Source organism: Parabacteroides caecihominis (genome assembly GCF_023656785.1).
Classification (GTDB): domain Bacteria; phylum Bacteroidota; class Bacteroidia; order Bacteroidales; family Tannerellaceae; genus Parabacteroides; species Parabacteroides segnis.
The window spans coordinates 53047-78244 of sequence record NZ_JAMOKS010000010.1 but is presented as its reverse complement, the minus strand read 5'-3'; the positions used below and the strand labels follow the sequence as shown (position 1 = coordinate 78244).

The 25198-nt window shown below is 42.5% G+C and carries 10 protein-coding genes; all 10 read left to right on the top strand.

Annotated features, from left to right (window positions below; translation table 11 throughout):
- The first annotated feature begins 98 nt into the window (after nucleotides 1–98).
- Nucleotides 99–3524: a TonB-dependent receptor gene (locus tag NBH14_RS10190; protein ID WP_128134615.1), complete on the top strand. Its 3426-nt coding sequence runs from the start codon at nucleotides 99–101 to the stop codon at nucleotides 3522–3524.
- 14 nt (nucleotides 3525–3538) lie between these two features.
- Nucleotides 3539–5323 (top strand): RagB/SusD family nutrient uptake outer membrane protein, encoded by a 1785-nt coding sequence (locus NBH14_RS10185; RefSeq protein ID WP_128134614.1) that lies wholly within the window; start codon nucleotides 3539–3541, stop codon nucleotides 5321–5323.
- Nucleotides 5324–5698: 375 nt separating this feature from the next.
- Nucleotides 5699–7981, top strand: coding sequence for a hypothetical protein (locus NBH14_RS10180; RefSeq protein ID WP_186959043.1), 2283 nt, complete (start codon nucleotides 5699–5701; stop codon nucleotides 7979–7981).
- A gap of 14 nt (nucleotides 7982–7995) precedes the next feature.
- On the top strand, nucleotides 7996–10515 hold the full coding sequence (gene galB / locus NBH14_RS10175; RefSeq protein WP_186959042.1) for a beta-galactosidase GalB: 2520 nt from the start codon (nucleotides 7996–7998) through the stop codon (nucleotides 10513–10515).
- Between the two features lie 676 nt (nucleotides 10516–11191).
- Nucleotides 11192–13699, top strand: a complete 2508-nt coding sequence (locus NBH14_RS10170) for an outer membrane protein assembly factor BamB family protein (RefSeq protein ID WP_250817401.1) — start codon at nucleotides 11192–11194, stop codon at nucleotides 13697–13699.
- Between the two features lie 84 nt (nucleotides 13700–13783).
- Nucleotides 13784–16048, top strand: a complete 2265-nt coding sequence (locus NBH14_RS10165; RefSeq protein ID WP_186959041.1) for a hypothetical protein — start codon at nucleotides 13784–13786, stop codon at nucleotides 16046–16048.
- A gap of 98 nt (nucleotides 16049–16146) precedes the next feature.
- Nucleotides 16147–18042, top strand: a complete 1896-nt coding sequence (locus NBH14_RS10160; protein WP_186959040.1) for a right-handed parallel beta-helix repeat-containing protein — start codon at nucleotides 16147–16149, stop codon at nucleotides 18040–18042.
- Nucleotides 18043–18048: 6 nt separating this feature from the next.
- Complete coding sequence (locus tag NBH14_RS10155) at nucleotides 18049–19482, top strand: family 43 glycosylhydrolase (protein WP_250817399.1); 1434 nt, start codon at nucleotides 18049–18051, stop codon at nucleotides 19480–19482.
- A 799-nt stretch (nucleotides 19483–20281) separates the two neighbouring features.
- On the top strand, nucleotides 20282–23341 hold the full coding sequence (locus tag NBH14_RS10150; RefSeq protein WP_250817397.1) for a SusC/RagA family TonB-linked outer membrane protein: 3060 nt from the start codon (nucleotides 20282–20284) through the stop codon (nucleotides 23339–23341).
- A gap of 15 nt (nucleotides 23342–23356) precedes the next feature.
- On the top strand, nucleotides 23357–25147 hold the full coding sequence (locus NBH14_RS10145; protein WP_186959039.1) for a RagB/SusD family nutrient uptake outer membrane protein: 1791 nt from the start codon (nucleotides 23357–23359) through the stop codon (nucleotides 25145–25147).
- The last annotated feature ends 51 nt before the right edge of the window (nucleotides 25148–25198 follow it).

Genomic DNA, 25198 nt, shown 5'->3' with positions numbered 1-25198 from the left:
AGTGGATAAAAAGGAATCGGAGATGGTTGGCACTTCTCTCCGATTCACAAAAGATTTTAATTCAATTAGTTGTTAACTAACAAATTTCTTACAAAGATATGAAAAGAAATTATTCTTTGATAAAACAATTAAGTTCATTTATAGTATTGAGCGCAATAACCTCATCTGTGTATGCCAATACTATAATGCAAGATGTAAAAATTACTATAAATCGTCAAAATGCTCCCATAAGCAGAGTACTTGACGATATAGAAGAACAGACCGGTTATTCCATTTTGGTGCGTAATAACGACATAAATGTGAAGAAGAAGGTTTCGGTAAATGCAGACAATAAAACGATCGAACAGGTATTAGCCTCTGTTTTTAAAGGGATGGACGTGCGATATGATGTTGAAGGAAAGACAATCTCCATTTACAAACCTGATGTAACTGTAGTCCAGTCTGTTAACCAACAGAAACGTATTGTAAAAGGTGTTGTTGTCGATAAAAACAATGAACCGGTAATCGGGGCCAATGTCATAGATAAAGGTGACAAGACAAATGGTACCATTACGGATATAGATGGTAAATTTACTTTGAATGTCGCAGATAATGCAGCATTGGAGATCTCCTTTATCGGGTATAAGTCTCAGGAGATACCAACGAAGGGCAAAATGAACCTGAATATTGTCCTGATGGATGATACGGAATTGCTGGATGAGGTTGTTGTGGTCGGTTATCTGACACAGAAAAAAACGTCATTAACAGGAGCTGTGTCAAACATGAAGATGGAAGAAAACCTGACGACTATTCCGACAGCCTCGGCTGCAAATTTATTGGCAGGAAAAATGGCGGGTGTCAATATCTCTTCTAAAAACGGGCTTCCGGGTACAAATCCGAAATTACAAATCCGTACCATTTCTTCCTGGAAAGAGGAAAAATACAATCCGCAGCCAGTAACTTATGTCATTGATGGTGTCGTTAGGGATGCTACGTCTTTCAATGCGATGAGCGCAAATGAAATTGAAGATATTTCTGTATTGAAAGATGCGGCTTCGGCTGCTATTTATGGATCACGTTCGTCCGGTGGTGTTGTTATCGTAACGACCAAGAAAGGTAAGATTGGCAAGCCGACTATCAATTATTCGTATGGTTTCTCTGTCGATACACGTACGAAAGGTTATGATCTGACGGATGGTGTGCAAACGGCCGAGATATATAACCGTGTCAATCCTGAATCTACCAGTAAATGGACACAGGAAGAGATCGACCATATCGCTTCTATTAATGGCGGATACGGATATAACCAGTTGGATGAAGTATATCAGAACCCGACTACGCAAACACATAATTTGAATATCTCGGGTGGTAATGACCGGATTCATTATTTTGGAGCAGCTTCCTACATGAAACAACAAGGGTTCTTGTCTCCGCTTACATACGATAAATATAATATCCGTATGAATGTGACGGCTAAAGTGACTGACGATTTTGAATTGTATACCGGATTTTCATTAACCAATGACAAGATCGGTCGTATTGCCAGTGACGGTACGGATTGGGCATACGATACGTATGGTAAATTGCGTATTTGGCAACCGGAGCAGCCAGTATTTACCGATAGTGGAAAATTGGTTGATTACGGTTGGATCGGCAATGTGGGTGCCCGTGTATTGGGTTATGACGGATATCGTTATGATAAGCGTCTGAATCCGACATTTACCGTAAAGGGAACATATAAAATGCCTTTCCTGAAGGGATTGAGTGCCAGTGTTCAATACAACAGGACTTGGACGCACAATACGGTGAACGGGTATTATACCAACTATGATATGTATATCACCAAACATAGTGGTGCCAACGGACGTATCATGTCTACACGAGATGAAGATATTGTCGGGGTTAAGCGGTCCAGCCAATATGGCAGGGATTATTTGCGCAAGGATTCCAAATGGGGAGATACTCAACAGTTGAACTTCTATTTAAATTATGCCAATACGTTCAACGATGTGCATAATGTGGCTGCGGTATTATTGACAGAGTGGTCCGAAGGGTTCAATGACAGTGTTTATGGTCTCAGAGAAACTTTCCCGACTTATATGACTGACCAGTTTTGGGCGGCAGGTAGCTCGCGAGAGTTCACCTCCGGTGGGGGAGATCCCTCTTATAAAAACGGACGTATGTCTTATGTAGGACAGTTCAGTTACTCATATGCAAATAAATATTTGTTAGGTTTCTCTTTCCGTGAAGACGGTTCCATGAACTTTGCTCCTTCTCAGCGTTGGGGGTTCTTCCCGGCAGGTTCTGCCGGCTGGGTACTGTCTGAAGAAAACTTCTTCAACAAGAAATGGATCCAGTTTATGAAGCTTCGTGGTTCTATCGGTCTGACCGGTGACGACTCTGTCGGTGGATGGCAATGGCAAGAATCTTATACGGCTGTCAAGCTCAATGATAACAATAATGTCTTACCGGCTTATTTCGGCAAGAATCCTTCTAAACATGTCGGTTTGAATTACGGTAATGTAGTCAATCCGAACCTGACATGGGAAAAGGCATTGAACTATAACGTCGGTTTGGATATGACCTTCCTGGATCATTGGAATTTGAGTGCAGATTATTGGTTCCGTAAATCATACGATATCTTGGATAATCGTCAGGCAACATTGCCTACTACTTTTAGCCGTGACATGCCTGCCGAAAACTACGGTAAGATGAACGCGCAAGGTATCGACTTGCAATTGGGGTATAAGGGAGCAAGCCACGATTTCAACTACTATGGTAATTTGACTCTGTCTTATGGATGGAACGAAATCAAATATAAAGACTACGCCGAAAACGCTCAATGGATCGATATTCCTATCGGCACATCTACAAGTCGTTGGGTTGCGTATGATTTTGATCGCATTATCCGTACACAAGAAGAGTTGGACGCTTTCAATGCGGAACATCCGAATTATTCATTTAAAGGTATGAAGCCGGAATTAGGTATGCTTGTTTATAAAGACCATTCAGGTCCGGATGGCACACCCGATGGCGTTGTCGATAGCTGGGACCGTGTAGTGTTGCGTGATAAGAACTTCCCGGTACAATATGGCTTGAATTTGGGTGGTAGTTGGAAAGGACTCAGTTTGGACATGATGTTCTCCGGTGAGTTGGGCAGAGACCGTTCCTTCCGTGATTTGGCGGGCAATGTGGAATGGAACCGTGTATGGGCTGAATGGTATGACAACAGTTGGACTCCTGAAAACCCGAATGCCATGCTTCCGAAACAGGTGAGCGCAAATGCTCCGAGAACATATAAGGACGATGACTGTCAGTTTTGGTTGAAGAAGACTAATTTCATGCGTTTGAAATATCTCACATTGAGCTATGACCTGCCGAAGGGACAGTTATACAATAAACTATTTGACAATGTACGGCTTTTCGTGACCGGGTCTAACCTTTTTGTATTAAGTAGCTTCAAATATTATGATCCTGAACTGGAACATGGTAATGCCTATCCGATTATGCGGTCATTCAATTTTGGTATTGATGTGAAATTTTAAATCTGAAGTAAACAATGAAACGATTCAAATTATTAGCAGGTCTGCTTTGTGCTTTTCTTATGTATGGATGCAGTCTGGATTACGAAAATACAAATTCCATCACACCGGACGGAGTATGGAAAAATTCTGAAATGATCAATGCGTTCCTGTCTAACATCTATGGAAACATGATGCCCGGTTGGCCTATTGCTGCCAACAATACGGATGAGGGTATGAATGGACCGACAGAAATGAACCAGTATGTACGTGGAGAATATTCCGTAGATATTAGTGGGCAAGGTTTGGATTATCGATTTATAGAAAGGATTAATTTCTTTTTAACGAATCTGGAAACGGTTGAACTTTCTGTTTTGACTCAGGTAGAGAAAGACCGAATGCGCGGACAAGCCTTGTTTTGGCGTGCGTGGGATTATTGGGGAAAGGTGTTCACGTTGGGTGGTGTCCCTTTGATCTTGGAGGGGCAGGATGTATCTGATATCAATTCATTGTTGGTATCCCGTAATTCAACAAGTGAATGCATGGCACAGATCGTGAAAGACTTGGATGAGGCTATTTCTTTGCTTCCGGATGTATGGGGAGATAGCGACTATGCCCGGATTGATAAGGGATGTGCTATGGCTTTCAAAGGACGTGTTCTGTTGGCATACGCCAGTCCACTATTTAATCCGAACCACGATCAGACTCGTTGGCAGCAGGCCTATGAGGCTAACAAAGCCGCAGTCGATTTCTTGCAGGGCGTAGGTAAAGGACTGTATCAAGGTAAATATGCAGATATTTGGTATGACGAACAAAACTGCGAGGTTATCATGGTGAACCAATTTTTCGGTCCGGACCATTATCTGGATCAGAAGAATATCCGACCGCTTCCTTTGACAAAGGATATGGCTGATCAAAACGAGGCTATCTTGCCATTGCTGTTGGCTTTTCCGAAAGCGGATGGAACACCGCTGGAGCTGGATGTAAACCGTTTAGCCAATGATATGGATTATAACCATGAATTCGTAAATGAGTTCTACAATAACCGTGATCCACGTTTCCATGCCACGATATTTTGTCCGGGTACGGAGTATCCCTGCAACGATGTACTTATCGGTGACAATAAGTATTGGAATGGTTGGCATATCCTGAGCGATGGAGCTTATGCTCACCTTACCATGGATGAGTTCGGAAAAGCTGCCGGAGCCAGTTCGAACTTCTATCAACGCAAAGGTCTTGACTATAACATTAATGCCAGTAAAGTATATGAAGCTCAGGTTGATTGGGTTGAAATTCGTTTCACAGAGGTGTTGATGAACTATGGTGAGTGTGCAAATGAAGTAGGTAAGAGCAGTGAAGCATTGCAGGTGTTATATGATGTCCGGAAACGTGCCGGTATAGAAAACACAACAGGTAACTATGGTATTACAGCTACTTCACAGGGTGATATTCGCGAAGCATATATGACCGAACGTTACATCGAATTCGCTTACGAGGGTAAACGCTGGAACGACTTGCGTCGCTGGAAACGTTTCGACATCCTGAACGAAATCAAATACCGTTCGTCTCTTTGGTTGGTTATCAACGATTACAGTGTAGTGAAAAATGGTAATTTCGATTGGGCAAAAGACATGTTCGATCCGGAAGTCAATAAGCTTTTCCGTTTCGATTATATCGAATGCGTGGATGGTGACAAGACTCTGTATCGTTTTAACCTGGATAACAACCATTGGTTCTATCCGCTCAAGAAGAATGACTTGGATCGCAATTCCAAACTGGAACAAAACAACGAATGGGGCGGCACTTTCGACCCGTTGAAATAAGTGTTTGATTTGAATTGATTGACTAAAGCATGCAGATTTTATCTGTAAAGATTTGTCTGCATGCTTTTTCATACCTTATAAGCAAAATACTTTTAATCTTTAAATTTATATACTCTCTCACACGTTTGAAACAGGCGCGCCTGATTGACTATCCGGTGACGTTGTATGTCGGTGCGCGTCCGGACAACGGGGAGAGTGACAGGCCTGAGATAGAATAGGCTTGGATGTGATAAGCCCCGGTATCGGGGCTTACTTTGTTTTTAGGAGGATGTTAAGGTGGTTAAAAGCACTAATAATCCACTGAAAAGGCAGTTTTTTGCTATGTTTAGGCAAATAGCCAACCTGTATTTTTGTTTAATAATCTACAATTATACGATGAAAAAGAAATTATTATCATTGGCAGCGGTAACTGTTCTGTTATCCGGCTGTAATTTAAATACGTCTCAATCCTTTCAAACCGATTATTTCGGTATCGATGTCGATTCGCACGGTTATATCACAGGCATGTATAACCTGACGCGCGAGAGTCGCAATTTCAGTCCGGCCGATCAGCCGTCGCCTTTGTTGGCACTTTACGATAGCGGTTTGAAACGTTATTATTATCCGCAGAAAGCCCGTTATGCGGGAGGCAGATACAAACTGGAATATGAAAACGGTTCGGTGGCGACCGTGCGGTTGGACGAAAAGGACAAATATTTCAAATTGACCTTGGAGGATTTAACGCTGCGCGAGAGTATCGATGGTGTGCAGTGGGGAAATTATTATACCAATATTAATAATGTATTAGGCGAAATGATCGGAGTGGCGCGTGATACATCGGCTGCGGTCTGCTACGCGATCGGGGCGTTGGCATTGGACGACAATACGATCGGCGGGGAGTCGCGTTATACGTCAGAGACAGGCGCAGGGGGGTACATTGTCCATACGCCTGATCCGGAGAAGTATCCGTTGCCATTGACTCTTCATGAGGGAGAGAGTTTTTCCGTAGGGGGCGACGGGTTCAGCGATGTGGCTTTTTATAACCGGAAAGAGCCGTTTTATCGTTCGTTGTATGGTAGCACGGCGGGAGTGGATTGCAACGGACGCATCAATATCCGTTACCATTCGCGTGACCGCCGCGGGGAAAATATGATTTACACACCGGAAGGAGTTGCGCTTGTGAGTGAAAAATTCCGTTATCACCAACAGCGGCAAGCGGTGCCTGGTGTCGATTATATCGGTTCTTCCATCGCCTTGTGGGGAAGTCCTGATAGTACGGCGTTGATGGATGTCATCCAGACGATTGTCTTGGAAGAAGGGTTACCTCATCCCATTTTCAACGGGAAATGGGTGAAAGACCCGACCTCTTTCATGCCCGACTTGCAGACATACGGGAACCGCTACGATAGTATCGCTTCGTATGCCAAGCAAATGGGATTGAAGGTGATCAATGCTTATGACCAGGGTTTCTTGGTTCCTGACCGGGCAAATGAGGGTTATCTGGATGGAAAGGACCAGCCACGTAAGACGTATCGTTTTTCGGATGGTACCAGCTTGTCGCATCGTGAGTATGCCGACCTTCTGGCTAAGGATGGTTTGATTTTGGGGCGTACCAATATCACGACCTCTTTGGCTCCCGGCACGAAAGATTGCAGCCCGTTCCCGTCAGACAGCGTGTGTATCTTGAATCGTCATTATTTGAGTGAAGATATATCGGAGAGTGATACATTGATTTATGTGGATGCTCCGGATTACCTGAACGAGTTGATTGCTTCGGACCAGTTTTGTCCGCTTAACTTCGTAAAGATAGGGAAGGAGTTGATTCATTTTACCGGTGTGTCGGCAGAAAAGCCTTATCGGTTGTTGAACGTGGCACGAGGTTATTGGGGAACGATACCGGCAGTCCATGGCAAGGGGGATGCGGTCGACAAGTTGCAGGCGACTACTTGCTGGGGATACCAGGGACTTATCCCGAATTTGGAGTTACAGGATGAATTTGCACGTTATTATGCGGATGTTGCCGGACGGTCAGGATTGGGGCTTTATGATTTCGACGGTCAGGAGTTCCTGTTCTTTAACGGGATGGGTGGTTATTCGGTTAAAAGGTTTTACCGGACGATGTTCGACCAAGCAAAGAAGTTGAACTTGCCAGCTGACATCCGGTTTACCGGTGCCGGTTTGAGCGAAGGCTCCTGGCATTATCAAAGCGTATGGAATGTAGGTGGCGGTAAGAATATTTATGATGCAGATTTACGTGTCTGGGGAAGCACGACCAGCCAGGGAAAGGATTTGCGCGATGTGACGTATGCGAACTATTTCCCGTCCAGCTTTGGTGTTAATTTCCCTATTACGGCAGCGTCGACTGTAGAGCAATATGAACATATAGAGGCTATTGCAGTAGGACATGGAACTACTTATTTCTTGAAAATAGGTCAAGAGGATGTGGAAAGTTGTCCCCAGAAATATGCCATCTTCAACGTGATCCGTACATGGGAGGAAGCCCGCCGGGCGAATGCCTTCCCGACCTATATCCGTAAGATGTTGCAAGATCCGGCATTGAGCTGGCGGTTGGAAAAGAAGGTGGATAATGAATGGACGTTGTTCCAGATGGAGAATGGCCAAAAAGGGCGTTCTTTCGATTTGAAGGCGGATGAGAAGAGTATATGTTTTGTACCATAAAAATGAATATCAATATGAGAAAGTCTTATTTAATCATAGCATGTATAAACATGTTCGGATTGTTTGCCTGGGGGCAACGGTCCGAACTAAATTTTGATAGGGATTGGCGGTTTGCCCGGTTTGGTTTGCAGGTGGATGGTTCGCGTGTGGAGGAACCGGATTCTTTGCAGGCTTATTCGTTTAACGATTGGGATTGGAAGAGGCTGGATGTTCCCCACGATTGGGCGATCGAGGGACCTTTCCGGATCGACCTGGATGGGTATACCGGAAAATTGCCTTGGCAGGGCATCGGCTGGTACCGTAAATATTTTGAAGTATCGTCGAAAGATAAAAAGAAACGGTTTTATCTGGATTTCGATGGGGCGATGGCGAATGCCGAAGTTTGGCTCAATGGGAAAAAAGTGGGGGAATGGCCTTACGGATACAGCTCTTTCCGGGTTGATTTGACCCCTTATCTTTTGTATGATAAGAAGAATGTGGTGGCTGTCCGGTTGAATACCGAAAAGTTTGGTTCCCGCTGGTATCCCGGTGCCGGAATTTATCGGCATGTACGGTTGGTAAAAACGAATCCTGTACATGTGGCACATTGGGGTGTTTTTGTGACAACTCCTGAAATCACGGACGAACGGGCTAGTGCTTTGGTCAATGTCGAAATACAGAATAATTTGTCGGAAACTGTAGACGGACAGTACGTGGTCGATATTTATGAACTGGATAAGGATGATGTACCGGGCGAGAAAGTTGCAGTCGGTTTAAAGAAACAATTACTGTTGAAACCAAACCAATTGACTGGCGATACGGTCTCTTTGCTTGTGAACTCTCCGAAACGATGGAGTCTGGAGAATACTAACCGCTATTTGGCTCGTGTGTCGGTTTATAATAAAAACAAACTGGTGGATGTGTATGATACGTCATTTGGTTTCCGGACCATTCAGTTCACACATGATAACGGCTTTCTGTTAAACGGTAAACGCGTGCAGATAAACGGGACATGTAACCATCACGACTTGGGGGCTTTGGGAGCAGCCGTAAATAAGGTTGCTATGGAGCGCCAATTGCGCATACTGAAAAGTTTTGGTTGTAATGCAATACGTACCTCTCATAATCCTCCGGCACCGGAATTGTTGGAGTTAGCGGATAAAATGGGTTTTCTGGTTATGGATGAGTTGTTCGATAGTTGGACAATAGGTAAAAAAGAGGGTGATTACAGTTCTTTATATGAAAAGTGGCATGAAAAAGATATAGAAATGCTTGTTTGCCGGGACCGGAACCACCCGTCCGTCATCTTATGGAGTACCGGGAATGAGTTGCCGGAACAATATAATCCGGAACTTGGAATCGTTAAACATCTGACAGAAGTGGTTCATCGTTTCGATACAACTCGTCCGGCTACGTTCGGGGCCTCTTATCCAAGTAAGTCAGCTGTGAATGGAACAGAATTGCAGGTGGATGTTCATGGTATGAATTATGCTGCCGGCGTATATGGAGGGCCTGATTTCTATGGGGAATTTTTGAATAAGAAAGGGCATGAGCATTTGTCGGGATATTCCAGTGAATCGAGTTCGACGATGAGTTCCAGAGGCGAATATTTTCCACGTCAACTCCATGTTTCATCTTATGATTTAACGCAACCCGGATGGGGAGGATTACCCGATTGGGAATTTGCTGCATTGGATAAATATCCGGCCATTTGTGGTGAATTTGTATGGACGGGCTTTGATTATTTGGGTGAACCGACTCCATTTAATAGTGATGCCAGTGTCTTGTTGAATCATTCGGCGGCCATGACAGAGGAAGAACTAGCCAAACAGCGTGAAGAATTGAACAAGATAGAGCGTAATCGTCCTACATCGCGGAGCAGTTATTTCGGTATTGTTGATCTGGCAGGTTTCCCGAAAGACCGCTATTACCTATATAAGGCGCGTTGGATGCCAGATACGCCAATGGTACATATCCTTCCACACTGGAATTTTCCCGATCGGGTAGGTAAAGTGACACCTGTTTTTGTATATAGTTCGGGGGACGAGGTAGAACTTTATCTGAACGGCAAGTCGTTGGGTAAGAAAAAGAAACAACCGTATGAATACCGTTTCCGTTGGGACAGTGTGATGTATGAACCGGGAGAATTAAAGGCTGTTGCTTATAAGCAGCATAAAAAGTGGGCAGAAACCCGTGTGCAGACCACCGGTGATCCCGTCCGCCTGAAAGCTGTGGCGGATAAGACATCTATTAAGGCAGATGGCGAAGACTTAGTCTTTGTTAAAGTTTCGTTGGTGGATAAAGATGGATACGATGTGCCGACAGCCGAGAACCGTATCTTCTGTAGCTTGGAAGGTGACGGGGTAATTGTCGCGACCGATAATGGTGACCCGACTTGTTTGATCACCTTTTCGGAACCGTCCCGTCCGGCGTTTAACGGTTTGTTTCTGGCAATAGTCAAAGCTAAACGAGAAGGGAAAAAGCCGCTTCGCTTGATTATCAGTTCGGAGGGATTGGAAAAGGCGACGGTTGATATTGAGATAGATCATGAATAATAAAATAAAAACATATATGGGTTTGAAATTGTGTTTAGCCATCGTTTTATCAATGATGGGCTGTCATGTTGAATACGGATGTGAAGTCGGTAGAAGATAATCAGTGGGGGGAGGCGTATAGTTATATCCCACTTAATCAAAAGGCAAGAGTAAAAAAACAGGCTCATAAAAGTTTTTACAACAGTCGGTGTCCCTCCCCCCATCATTTAAACAATTACGGCATGATATTCAATATACGCATGGGTGACGCCGGATATAAAAAGCGGCGTTACCCTTCTATACAAGGATAATCAAAGGGTAAAAGTCAGAAGGTGAAGGTTTACGCATCCGTTGGAAGAAAAGCGTACGTTTTTTTCCAAGAATACGTACGGCTTTTCCCCTATATCCCGGCAGGTCATGCCCTGTAAAGTAGCGTCCGATCCCTTATACCCTATTGGTACGTACGTTATAGGGTGGATGTGCCATTATGCCAGCACTACTATGTCATCTGGTTAGCATCGTAGTGTCAGTGCCATTGGTACTACTGTGTGAAGGTGGGCGACACTATAATGCTACCAATAGCATCCTTATCGGGGATATTTGCAATAATAATCCACGGAAAAGGCAGCTATTTGTTATTTTAAATAACGGTAGCTGTTTTTATATTTGCATGGACTAATTTGTTAATATTTAAAGCATGAAAAAAATAATATTGGGAATGTTGTTGGCATTCCCTGCCATCGTGTCGGCGCAACATACCGGCAAAGTTTTTGTAGACGCGAACCATAATGGGCGTTGGGACAAAGGTGAAACCTTGATGAAAGGAATATCGGTTTCCGATGGATTAAACGTAGTTTTAACCGATGAAAAAGGATGTTTTTGTTTGCCGGGGCACGAGAAGGAGCGTTTTATTTTTATCACGACTCCTTCGGGGTATAAGACCGAGAATGCGTATTATCACCGTATTGAAGAAGGGCAGACCAGCTATGACTTCGGGTTGTTGCGCTATGATGCGGTGAAAAGTGATGGAAGCCATAAGTTTATCCATATATCGGATACCGAGATTGGCGAGGAACAAGGGCAAGACGAATGGACGGAAGGAATGCGCGAATATGCCGCCAATGAAAAGGTGGCTTTTATTATCCACACGGGCGATATTTGTTATGTAGGCGGTTTAAATAACCATATCAAGGTGATGAATTCATCGAATATGCCCGAAACGCAGGTGTTCTATTCGGTAGGTAACCATGACCTGGTTGCTGGAAAATACGGGGAGGAATTATTCGAAAAGATTTATGGACCTACATTTTATTCGTTTGAGGTAGGTAACGTGCATTACATTGTCACCCCGATGCCGGGAGGCGACCATGCGCCAAGTTACCGGTTGGATGACGTGTTCACTTGGATGGCGAATGATTTGAAGCATGTCGGCAAGGATAAAGCGGTTTATGTGTTCAACCACACCATCCCCGGCGAATGCGGGTGTCCTGACTTTAAATATACGTTGAAGAATAAAGAAACGGTTGATTTGTTGGCTCATAACCTGAAGGCATGGCTTTACGGGCATTGGCATGTCAACCATATTTATACCCATCCGGATAATGGGATTGGCGTGATCTGTTCTTCCACGCCGGTTTATGGCGGCATTGACCATGCTTCATCCGCTTTCCGTGTCATGAACATTGATGGCAAAGGCGACTTTACTTCTGATTTCCATTATTCCTATATGGACAAACACATGGTCATCGCTTCCATTCAGAACCACCAGGCGGCCATTACCCCGGAAGGGACTATCCCCTTGGTTGTGAATGCCTATTCGACCGCCAGCCCGGTAACACAAGTACGCTATTCCTGTACTTTCGACGGGAAGACCATCGTGGCAGGTAAGCCGATGAAACAACAAAGCGATTTTGCCTGGACAGCCGAGATGACTTTGCCACAAATAGCCGAAGGACATTATGTGACCGTTATTGCCGAGGCTCATTATGCAAACGGGGAGATCGGTAAAAAGACGGCCTCATTCTTGTATGACAAAAAGAATACGCCCCGGATTGTAGCCGATGGGGATTGGGCAAACCTATTGGGGAATCCGGAGCATGTCGGCATTGTGAAAGATACGCTTCGTGCTCCCCGTTTGGCTTGGACAACAAACGTGGGTTCTAACATCTATATGTCTTCCCCAGTGGTCAGTGAAGGCTTTATTTATGTTGCTTCCCTCGACGATAACGAAACCGGCAAGGCTTCTTTGACCAAGATAGACGCGGCTACCGGCAAGTGTGTCTGGAAATGTCCGTTGAAATCGTCTGTCCGCAATAGCATTGCGGTTGAGTCGGGGCTTGTGTTTGCCCAGGATGTGCAAGGGATCGTGTATGCCGTGAAAACATCCGATGGCTCTATTGCCTGGCAAAAGGATTTGAAGATTGGCGTGACTCCGGGGTTGAACGATGGACTGGTTGCGAAAGAGGGCATTGTTTATGCCGGTACGGGGCTTCAATTGACAGCCTTTAAGGCTTCTACGGGTGAAATCATTTGGCAAAACAAAGGCTGGAGACGGGGTGAAGGTTGCGTGGCCACGTTGGCGTTGAGCCGGAATGATGTTGTGATCGGGAGCAGGCATTGGGGAGGTTTGTTCGGCAACGAAGCAAAGACCGGCGAGAAGCTTTGGGAAGACATAGATCCTGATTTACGTTTCCGTGCGGCTACTCCAGCCGTATGGGGAGATGTCATGTATGTTACCTCCGCCAACTCGTTGTTGGTGGTAGAGAATAAGACCGGGCGTATCCTCATGCGTAAGAAATTGGGTGAAGGGGTCGAAGTGGCTTCTACTCCTTTGGTGACGGACGATGCGATCATCTTCGGTACCTCTACCAATGGGGTGGTAGCATTGGACAAAGAGACTTTGGAAGAAAAATGGCGTTTCAAGACCCGCGAAGCTATGATTCTCTCCGCCCCTTACCAAGGAAACCATCCGGTAACGGTGGAAGCCAGCCCGGTCATTTGCGGGGATCAGATCTATATAGGGGCTTCCGATGGAACACTCTATGCCATCCATGCCAAGACCGGACGCTTGCAATGGCGGCATCATCTGGGTACTCCGGTCTTTGCAACGGTTGCTGTATCGGGTAATGGTATTTTTGTAGTAGATTTTGGGGGCAACGTGTATGGGTTTGCAGCTCAAAGTGGTTACGAATCTCAAAATAAATAAGAAAAATAAGGATGTTATCTAAATGTTTTTGGTACAAGAAGTGTATTCTTATATAGAGAGTAAATAAAACATATAAATTATATCATGAAGAAAACATTATCTTTTGTAGCTGTAACTCTGTTATTATGTAGTTGCGAGTCGGGTACACATCAATCGTTTAAAACAGATCGGTTCGGTATTGATATAGATAACCGGGGATATATCACCGGTATGTGGAACCTTACGCGCGAAAGTCGCAATTTCAGCCCGGCAGACCAGCCATCGCCCTTGTTGTCTCTTTATGACGAAGACCTGAAACGGTATTATTATCCGCAGAAAGCTCATTACAGCGGAGGCAAGTATCGGTTGGAATACGAGAACGGCTCTGTGGCAACAGTTGCTTTGGATGAGAAGACAAAATATTTCAAGTTGAAGTTGGAAAGTTTGGAACCTCGCAATGGAATCGATGGCATACAGTGGGGTAATTATTATACGAATATTACCAATTTATTAGGGGAAATGATCGGGGTGGCCCGTGATACTTCGGCTGCGGTAGGTTATGCTATCGGAGCTTTGGCGTTGGACGATAATACGATTGGCGGAGAATCACGTTTTACATCCGAAACAGGTCCTTCGGGTTATATTGCCCATACACCTGATCCGGTGAATCATCCATTACCGTTAACATTGCATGAAGGGCAACAGTTTACGATGGGAGGCGACGGAATCAACGATGTGGCTTTTTATAATCGGAAAGAATCGTATTTCCGTATTCTATATGGCAATACGGCTTTTGTTGATTGTAACGGACGAATTAATATACGCTATCATTCGCGTGATCGCCGGAAAGGTAAGATGATCTATTCTCCGGAAGGTAATCCTATCTTCCAAAATAATGAACCTAACCACATGATGCGTCAGGATGTTCCGGGAGTGGATTTCATCGGTTCGTCTATCGCTTTGTGGGGTAGCCCGGATAGTACGGCTTTGATGGAAGTTATTCAGGATATCGTTTTGAATGAGGGCTTGCCTTATCCTACTTTCCAGGGTAAGTGGGTAAAAGATCCTACAACTTTCATGCCGGATCTATGTACATACGGAGGACTTATGGACAGTGTGGCATCGTATGCTAAACAGATGGGATTGAAAGTGATTCATACGTACGACCAACCTTTCTTGCATGCCGATAGGGGAAATGGCGGTTTCATTGACGGTCCGCGACATGAAAAGAAACGCTATCATTTCACAGATAAGGATTTGTCTACTCGCGAGTATGCCGACTTGTTGGCTAAAGAGGATTTGATTTTGGGACGAACATCCATATCTAACTCAATGGCACCCGGAACGAAGGATTGTAGTCCGGTACCTTCGGACAGTATCTGTATTTTGCATCGTCGTTTCCTTATGGAAAATTTGAGCGAGACGGATACGATGATTTATATCGATGATCCTACTCATTTGGAAGAAATAGCTTGTTGGGAAGGACATAGTCCGGAATTGAATATGGTTAAGATCGGTAAGGAATTGATTCACTATTTGGGTGTTACAAAGGAAAAACCATATCGACTCATGAAAGTGACACGTGGTTATTGGGGTACTCAACCTGCTGCTCATATAAAGGGGGATGCTGTGGATAAACTTCAACCTACGGTAGGTGGTGCATATGCCGGATTGATTCCTAACCTGGAATTACAAGATGAACTGGCACGCCATTATGCCGATATTTGCAAGAACAGCGGATTGGGCATGTTCGATTATGACGGACAGGAGTTTTATTTCCACACTGGTTTTGGCGGCTATGGCGTGAAACGTTTCTTCCGCAATATGTTTGAGCAAGCGAAGAAGCATGGTTTACCTGATATTCGTTTTACGGGGGCGACTTTATCGGAAGGATCCTGGCATTATCAAAGCACTTGGAATGTGGGAGGCGGTTTGAATATTTATGATGTGAAGAAGCGTGTATGGGGAAGTACGACCAGTCAGGGTAAAGACCTTCGTGATGTTACTTACGCCAACTTTTTCCCGTCTTCATTTGGTGGTAATTTCCCGATTACGGCTGAGTCGACGGTGGAAGATTATGAGCATATTGAAGCTACAGCTATCGGTTATGGTTGTACGTATGCGTTCAGGATCGGTCAGAAAGATGTAGAAAGTTGTCCGCAAAAATATGCGATATTCAATGTGGTACGTACCTGGGAAGAAGCTCGCAGGGCAGATGCTTTCCCGACACATATCCGTAAGATGTTACAAAACCCGGCATTGAGTTGGCGATTGGAGAAAAAGGCGGATAACAGTGGTTGGACTTTGTATCAGATGGAGAACGGGCAAAAAGGACGTTCGTTTGATTTGTGTGAGAACAGTAAGCAATAATAATCCACAAAATAGGCAGCTATTTGCTATTTTAAATAGGAATAGCTGCCTTTATATTTGCATTATCTAATTAATTGTAATATTATAATTTTTAAACCATGAAAAAAATACTATGCTTGATTTCGATGTTCTGTTTGTGTGGGAATGTGTTATCAGCCAAAGAATATCATGTGTCGGTAAATGGGAGTGATGCTAATAACGGAGATATTTCATCTCCTTTTAAAACTATAAATTGGGCTGCTCAGAAAGCGTTGCCGGGAGATACGGTTACGGTACATAACGGTGTTTATCGTGAATGGGTGAATCCGTTGAGTGGTGGGGAACGGGAAGGAAAACGTATCCTGTATCGAGTGGCCGAAGGTGAAAAAGCTGAAATAAAAGGTTCAGAGTTGGTGACTGGTTGGAAAAAGGAGAAGAAAGCAAAGGGGGTATGGAAGGTGGTACTGCCTAATTCATTCTTTGGAAACTACAATCCGTTCAATGACCGCCTATATGGTGACTGGCTTTGGTCTGAGCGAATTCATCATACAGGTGATGTTTATTTGAATGATGTTTCGCTTTATGAAGAATTTAGCCTGGATAAGGTGTTTGCACCGGATACACTCCGTACAATGCGTGATCCTCAAGGATATACGAATGTATGGTTCGCAGAAGTAGATGCGGATAATACGACGATTTATGCAAATTTCGGTACTGTTGATCCGAATAAGGAAACAGTAGAGGTATCGGTTCGTCCTACTTGTTTCTATCCGACACGTGAGGGATTGAATTATATCACGATTCGTGGCTTCCATATCAGTCAAGCCGCCACGCAGTGGGCTGCTCCGACAGCCGAACAGGTGGGTATGGTGGCTACTCATTGGTGTAAAGGTTGGATTATCGAGGATAATGTCATTAAGAATTCCCGAGCCAACGGTATCACTTTGGGAAAAGAACGTGCCAGTGGACATAATCTGGAATGTAACGACAAACGTCTTGACGGTACATTACACTATGTGGAAGTAATATTCAATACGTTGCGTCGCGGATGGAGTAAAGATAACGTCGGTTCTCATATCGTTCGGAATAACATCATTTCGGATTGCGAGCAAACCGGTATCTGTGGTAGCATGGGGGCGGCGTTCAGCGAGATTTACGGAAACCATATCTATAATATCCTGGTAAAACAACAATTTGGCGGAGCTGAAATGGCTGGTATTAAATTACATGGTGCGATAGATACTTATATTCATCATAACCGGATTCATAAGTCGGGTAATTATGGAATCTGGCTGGACTGGATGGCACAGGGAGCACGCGTATCTTCCAATTTGTTGTATGATAACCTGGCACAGGATTTGTTTTTTGAAGTGTCCCACGGACCTTATGTCGTAGATAACAACATATCCCTTTCACCTCGTACGATACAGGAGAATACCGATGGCGGAGCCTATCTGCATAATATCTTTTCCGGAGACATCAACCGTTTGGACGACCAGCGTTACACTCCGTATCACTTGAATCATTCTACCGAAGTGAAAGGCATACGGACTATCACTGAAGGCGACCATCGCTTCTTTAATAATATCTTTATTGGTGGCGACAACAGTAAGTTAAAATATGGTATGATCGTATTCGATGTGTCACAACGTCCTATTTATGCAGAGAACAACCTGTTCCTGAACGGTTCTCTTCCGATGACGAACAAGACGCAGGATTGGGTGGAGAAAACAGTCAACCCCAAATTAAGAGTGGAGGAGAATCCTGACGGCGATGTATATCTGGTAAGTGACATTAATCTGCAAGAATTATCTTCATTTAAAGGAAAAAAGATAGATGCCGAACGTTTAGGTATCACTCAACTGACAGGATTCCCGTTTGAGAATCCAGACGGAACACCTTTCAAACTGGAAAAAGACTTTTTCGGTAATGAACGTTCTGCTACTCCGGTTGTTGGGTCGATAGAAAAATTATCTTCTACCAGACGAATAAAAGTATGGCCTAATTTAAAATAGTAATTTATGTTTTATTCATATATGAATTATTTTTTCCTGGTAAGTAGCCTGTTTATAGCAGGAGTGTTTACGGGGTGTCAATTCGATGGGAAACGGCAATCGAACGATAAGGTTACAGTCGTTTCGACTAACAGAATGCTAAATCCTATCGCTCCTCCGGGATTGTATATTGCAGATCCTGAGGTAAGGCAGATGCCTGACGGACGTGTTTATGTCTACGGATCGCGCGACGAACCTGGTAATGCCTGGTGTTCTCGCTCTTATAACGTATTATCTTCGTCCGATCTTGTAAATTGGAGTGTGGAGCAATTTTCTTTTGCTACTGATGGTCCGGGTAAACAAGTAGATTACACGGATAGAATTTTATATGCTCCGGACTGTATCCATCATAACGGGAAATATTACCTTTATTATTGTCTTGCCGGAGGTGGAGACGATGAAGGTGTGGCAGTTTCCTCTTCTCCTTATGGTCCGTTTAGGGATGGGAAGGTTATAGAAGGGGTAAAAGGCATTGACCCGTCTGTATTTATTGATGACGATGGGCAGGCTTATTTGTTCTGGGGGCAGGGATATGCTAAGGGAGCAAAGCTAAGTAAGGATATGCTCTCGATAGAAGGAGCAGTTCATGATAGTTTACTAACCTATGAAACGCATTTCTTCAATGAAGGCAGTTCCGTCCGGAAAAGGAACGGCATCTATTATTTTGTATATGGAAGCCATTCTCAACATGGAGAATCTAACTGTGCAACATTAGATTATGCGACTGCGACATCTCCACTGGGCCCCTACACTTACAGAGGGGTTATTATTGATAATTGGGGAAGCGGAAGGAACTTGGTGAATAATCATGGTTGTCTTGTCGAAATTAACGGACAATGGTATATCGCTTATCATCGTCCGACGCATGCGAGTGCGACCATGCGGAAAGCATGTTTGGAACCAATAACATTTAATCCGGACGGTACTATTCCGCAGGTGGAAATGACCACGCAGGGAATCGGTGGCCCTATTTCGCCTCTTTATCGGATGGATGCGGCAAGAGCTTGTCTGATGTCAGGAAATGTTATGGTTGCAGTGCGTCGTCCGGATAATGATATTCCGGTAGAATACTTAGCGGACATTCGCGATGGTGATTATGCCTATTGGAAATATTATGACTTTACAGATACAAAAGTAAATCATTTTGTTTGTAAAACATGGGATAGGAACAAGGCTGCTCAGATAGAAATACGGCTGGATAGCCCTGAAGGGGAATTGATCGGGACGTGTGATATAACTCCAATGGAAGGTGAAACAGCTTATGCTATTCACGAAACAAATATTAAATCAGTTACGGGAAAACATGCATTGGTATTTGTGTTTAAGGCTGTTGATCCGGCTGTTAAAGAGCTGGATTTGATGAATCTGGAGTGGTTTGTTTTTGAGAATAGAAAAGAATAGATGTTTTTGAAAATCGTAAGATAGTGCATCTATTTCGGTAGATATGCCAAGTTTAAATGGTACTTAATACAATATCTTTGTATTAATATTATGTAGATTTTATATAAATAGTCTTTTGATGTATTAATATTTGAAAACACAAGTGATACATATTGTGGATTTTATTGTCTTTATAATAATCTATTAGTGTTTTGCTTGTGTTTGAAAATAGAGTTTTGTTGATTTTATTTTAAGTTCTGTAAGAACTAAGCATTTTTAATTAAACCAAAACATTAATAATTATACTCTCCAGTTTTTTCTCTAAAAACTTTATTCTAAGCTTGTGTTGCTAATGTCTTGTCAGACAGTTGGTATTCTATGTGTTTTCACCATAGTTCTTACAGGACTAAGGTTTTTTTGATAATGCTTAATGTGGATTATGGTTATAAAAGCATGCATAATCCATATATCGCAAGAATACATTAGAAATATAAATATAGTGTGAAATAGAATTATGTATAACCTTATAAAAACAGAATGCGTATGGAGAATTGACCTACTAAAAAAAGAACCGGAGAAAGGCCTAATTTTCTCCGATTCGTATTTGAATTAAAATCAATTAGTTATTAACTAATAAATTCTTTACAAAAGTATGAAAAATAAAGAGAAAAGAAGAACAGTAGATATACTCATTTACTGTTTGAGAAGTTTTTTTACCACATTTAAAGTTTTTAGTATATGTTTTTTGTTTAACCTGATGTCCCCTTCGTTAATCTTTGCCGATACGAATAATGAAAGCTCTGGTTATCAGCCGGAAAATATGGAACAAAATACTATGGTCTCTCAAAAACGTCTCGTAACAGGAGTTGTCTTAGATTCGCAAGGAGAGCCCGTTGTTGGAGCTAATGTATTTGAAAAAGGAGAAAAGACCAATGGTACTATCACTGATATAGATGGCAAATTCTCCTTGAATGTTTCTGATAATGCAACCTTAGTTGTCTCTTTTGTCGGTTTTAAAAACCAGGAGATAGCAGTGAAAGGAAAGGATAAAATCAATATCCGGTTGGCTGATGATACGGAATTGCTGGATGAAGTGGTGGTAGTCGGCTATATGACACAGAAGAAAGGTTTGGTGACAGGTGCCGTATCATCTATGAAAATGGATGAAAAATTGAATACATTACCTACAACTTCGGCAGGGAATATTTTAGTAGGTAAATTGGCCGGTGTAAGTGTTAGTACTCCGAATGGTCTTCCGGGAGCAGCTCCGAGCATTTCTATTCGTACAGGCTCTTCCTGGAATGATCAGAATGTGACTTATGTCATTGACGGTGTTGTTAGAGGCGGTGGAGATTTCAATAATTTAAGTCCGAACGAAATCGAAGATATAACAGTCTTGAAGGATGCTGCGTCTGCTGCTATTTACGGTTCACGTTCTGCCGGAGGTGTAATTATCGTTACTACAAAAAAAGGTACTAGAGGAAAGCCGGTTTTCAATTATTCTTATGGGTATAGTATTGATACACGTACAAAGAATTCAGATTTAACCAGTGGCGTTGAAGCAGCTGAGTTGTATGGTCGTATCAATGGTGAAGCCGATCCTGCCGGTTGGGCTTGGTCTCAAGAAGAAATCGATCATATCAGAACGATCAATAATGGTTGGGGATATGATCAATTGGACGCAGTTTGGCGTAATCCGGTTACTCAGACTCATAATTTCAGTGTAAATGGCGGTAGTGAAAAAGTTCGTTATTTTGGTGCTGCTTCTTATGTTAAGCAGGAGGGTTTTTTAAAACCGTACACCTTTGATAAATATAACATTCGTATGAATGTGACTGCGGATATTACAAAAGATTTGGAGGTTTTTGCCGGATTAGCTATTTATAATACTTTCCAGGGGAATGCTGTATTTGAAAATGCTGAAGCCAATTATGGTAAATTGAGAGTTTGGCAGCCTGATCAACCGGTATATACCGATAGTGGTAAACATATTGATTTTGGATGGATTGCAAACAATGGAGCTTCAGTTGATGGTAAGGGAGGATATAATAAGTCACAAATGTTGAAACCTCAAGCTGTTATAAGTGCAACATATAAAGCTCCTTTTCTCAAAGGTCTAAGTGCTAAGATTTCATATAGCAGAAGTTGGGTACATGATCTTAATAAGATATATTATACTAATTATGATTTGTATCAAGTAAAAAAATCCGGTACCCATAATCATATATTTTCTACTAAGGATGAGGATATTATTGGAACGCGGAAGACTACCTGGGTAGGAAAAGACTACATACAGCGTAAGTCCTCTTGGAGTGGTGACAAGCAGTTTAACGTTCAATTGAGTTATGAAAATGTTTTTAATAACCTACATCGTGTATCAGGTACTTTGGTAACAGAATGGTATGAAGGTGATGGGGCTAGTGTACATGGTGGTCGTGAGACATTCCCGGTTTATATGACAGACCAGTTTTGGGCAGCCAGTAGTGCTCGAGCTGATACTTGGGGAGGTGGTGATACCGATTGGCAAAGCGGCCGTTTTTCTTATATAGGACAGTTCAGTTATTCTTATGCCGACAAGTATTTGCTTAGTTTTTCTTTCCGCGAAGATGGATCTATGAACTTTGCTCCCAGTCAGCGTTGGGGATTCTTCCCTGCCGGTTCGTTGGGATGGGTTATTTCAGAAGAAAGCTTTTTTAATAAATCAGCAATTCAGTTCTTGAAATTACGTGCATCTGTCGGATTAACCGGTAACGATTCTGTCGGAGGTTGGCAGTGGCAGGAGTCCTATAAATCCGGTTCATCTGCTTATTTTGGCAGTAGTCCGTCGAAATCGGTCGGTATTACCTATGGTAGTGTTGTAAATCCGAATCTGACTTGGGAAAAAGCATTGAGCTATAATGTCGGTGCAGATGTGAATTTCTTGAACCATTGGACTGTTTCGGCTGATTACTGGTATCGTAATTCTTACGATATTTTGGGGAGTCGTCAGAATACATTGCCGAACTCGTTTAGTTTAACAATGCCAGCTGAAAATTACGGTGAAATTCATGCGCAAGGTTTTGACTTACAATTGGGGTATCATGGGAACAATAAAGATTTCTCATATTATGGAAATTTGACTATGTCGTATGGATGGAATAAGACGATTAAGCAAGATTATGCTGAAAATGCTCGATGGATTGACATCCCTGTAGGTAAATCTCGTAGTTATATCACAGGCTGGGAATTTGATAAAATTATTCGTACGCAGGAAGAATTGGATGCATTTAAAGCAGAACATCCGAATTACCAGCATAACGGTTTATCACCGGAGTTAGGTATGATGGTATTTAAAGATTTGAGCGGTCCTGACGGAAAGCCTGATGGTATTATTAATGATTGGGATAAAGTTATTTTGAAAAACAGTAATAATCCTGTCATTTATGGTTTGAATTTGGGTGGTAGTTGGAAAGGCCTAAGTGTGGATATGATGTTCTCCGGACAGTTGGGCGTTGACAAATGGGCTACTGACTTGGCTGGTGGCGTTGAATGGAACCGTATGTGGAAAAAATGGTATAATGACAGTTGGACACCGGAAAATCAGAATGCAACCTTACCAAAGCGTATCAGTAGTAACAATACAAAAACTTATGAAACAGCTTCAAGTTATTGGTTGAAAGATGCAAGTTTTATGCGTTTGAAATATCTGACGGTTAGTTACAATCTACCTAAAAATCAATTTTACAATAAGTTGTTCGACAATGTTCGATTCTTTGTAACCGGTACCAACTTGTTTGTATTAAGTAGTTTCAATAAAAATTATTATGATCCTGAAATTGGTAATGGTAATGCATTCCCAATATTGCGATCTGTAAACTTGGGTGTAGATGTCAAATTCTAAAAAGACGAATAAATTATGAAACGAAATATAGTAGCGTTGTTTGGCGCATGTGTGGTTTTGATGACTAGTTGTGATTTGGATTATACCAATAATGGAACAATAAATCCCGATAATGTATGGTCTGATAAAAACATGATATCTTCTTTTTTGACAGATATTTATGGGAATATGTTACCTGGTTGGCCTGTATCAGCGAATAATACCGATGAGGGGATGAACGGACCCACTAATATGAGCCAATTTGCACGGGGACAGATAACAATTGATAATTATACCACTAACTGGGGGTATGGTAATATTGACCGTATCAATTTCTTTTTGGATCAGTTAGAAGGTGTTACTGTTCTGACCGACGTAGAAAAAAAGCAGATGCGTGGTCAAGCTCTTTTTTGGAGAGCTTGGGATTATTGGGGAAAAGTTTTCTCCGTTGGAGGTGTTCCTTTGATTACCCATTTTCAAGATGTGACCAATGTGGAAAGTCTGTTTGTACCGCGTAGCAGTACATCCGACTGTGTGGCACAGATTTTGGCTGATTTGGATGAAGCTATCGAAAGTTTGCCGGATACTTGGGCTGGAGCTGATTATGGACGAATTGATAAAGGTTGTGCAATGGCTTTCAAAGGTCGTATGTTATTACAGTATGCCAGCCCGTTGTTTAACCCTGATAATAACAAGGCGCGTTGGGAAGCAGCTTATAAAGCAAATAAAGATGCTGTAGATTTCTTACGTGGTGTAGGGAAAGGACTGTATGAAGGTGACTTTGCGGATATTTGGTATGACGAGCAAAATAAAGAAGTAATTATGGTGAACCAATTCTATTATCCTGACCATGCGTTTGACCAGAAGAATATTCGTCCGGAAGCATTAACAAAGGATGGTGCTAATGATAACCAAGCTATTTTACCTTTGTTGTTGGCTTTTCCAAAATTGGACGGTACTAAATTGGAATTGGATATAGAGAGTTTGGCCTCCGATCCGGATTACAACAAACAGTTTATGGATGATTTTTATATGAATCGTGATCCACGTTTTCATGCTACAATATTTTGTCCGGGAACAAAATATCCAGGTGCTTCAGACCAACTGCCGGGTGATATGAAATATTGGAATGCCTGGACAAAATTAGAAGATAGTGAAGCTTCACAAGGATTTGTATATTATTCATTGATCCGTGATGAAATTGATAGAGGACAGCAGGAAGGAGCTAACTTCTACCAGAAAAAAGGGTTGGATGAACTTACGATTACAGAAGTTTATAATGCCGAAACTGATTGGATTGAAATTCGTTTTGCAGAGGTGCTGATGAATTATGGTGAATGTGCTAATGAATTAGGAAAGAGCGGTGAAGCTTTGCAGGTGTTGTATGATATTCGTAAGCGTGCCGGTATTCAGTCTTCTACTAATTATGGTATTACTGCTACTACCCAGGACCAAATTCGTGAGGCTTATATCAACGAACGTTTTATCGAATTTGCTTACGAAGGAAAACGTTTCTCCGATTTGCGTCGTTGGAAACGCTACGATATATTGAATAATTTAAAATATCGTTCCACCTTGTATCCGGTCATCAATGACTATAATCTTGTTAAAGAGGGTAAATTCGATTGGACAAAAGATATGTTTGATCCTGAAGTTCGCAAATTATTCCATTTTGAATATATAGAATGCGTAGATAAGGATAAACAGTATATGTTTAATTTAGATCTGAACCATTGGTTTACATCTGTTGCCAAAGATGTTCTCGATCGTAATTCTAAGATTGAGCAGAACAACGAATGGGGAGGTACTTTCGACCCATTAAAATAAGCAGACTTGATTGACTTCAAAGCATGCAGATTTTATCTGTAAAGATTTATC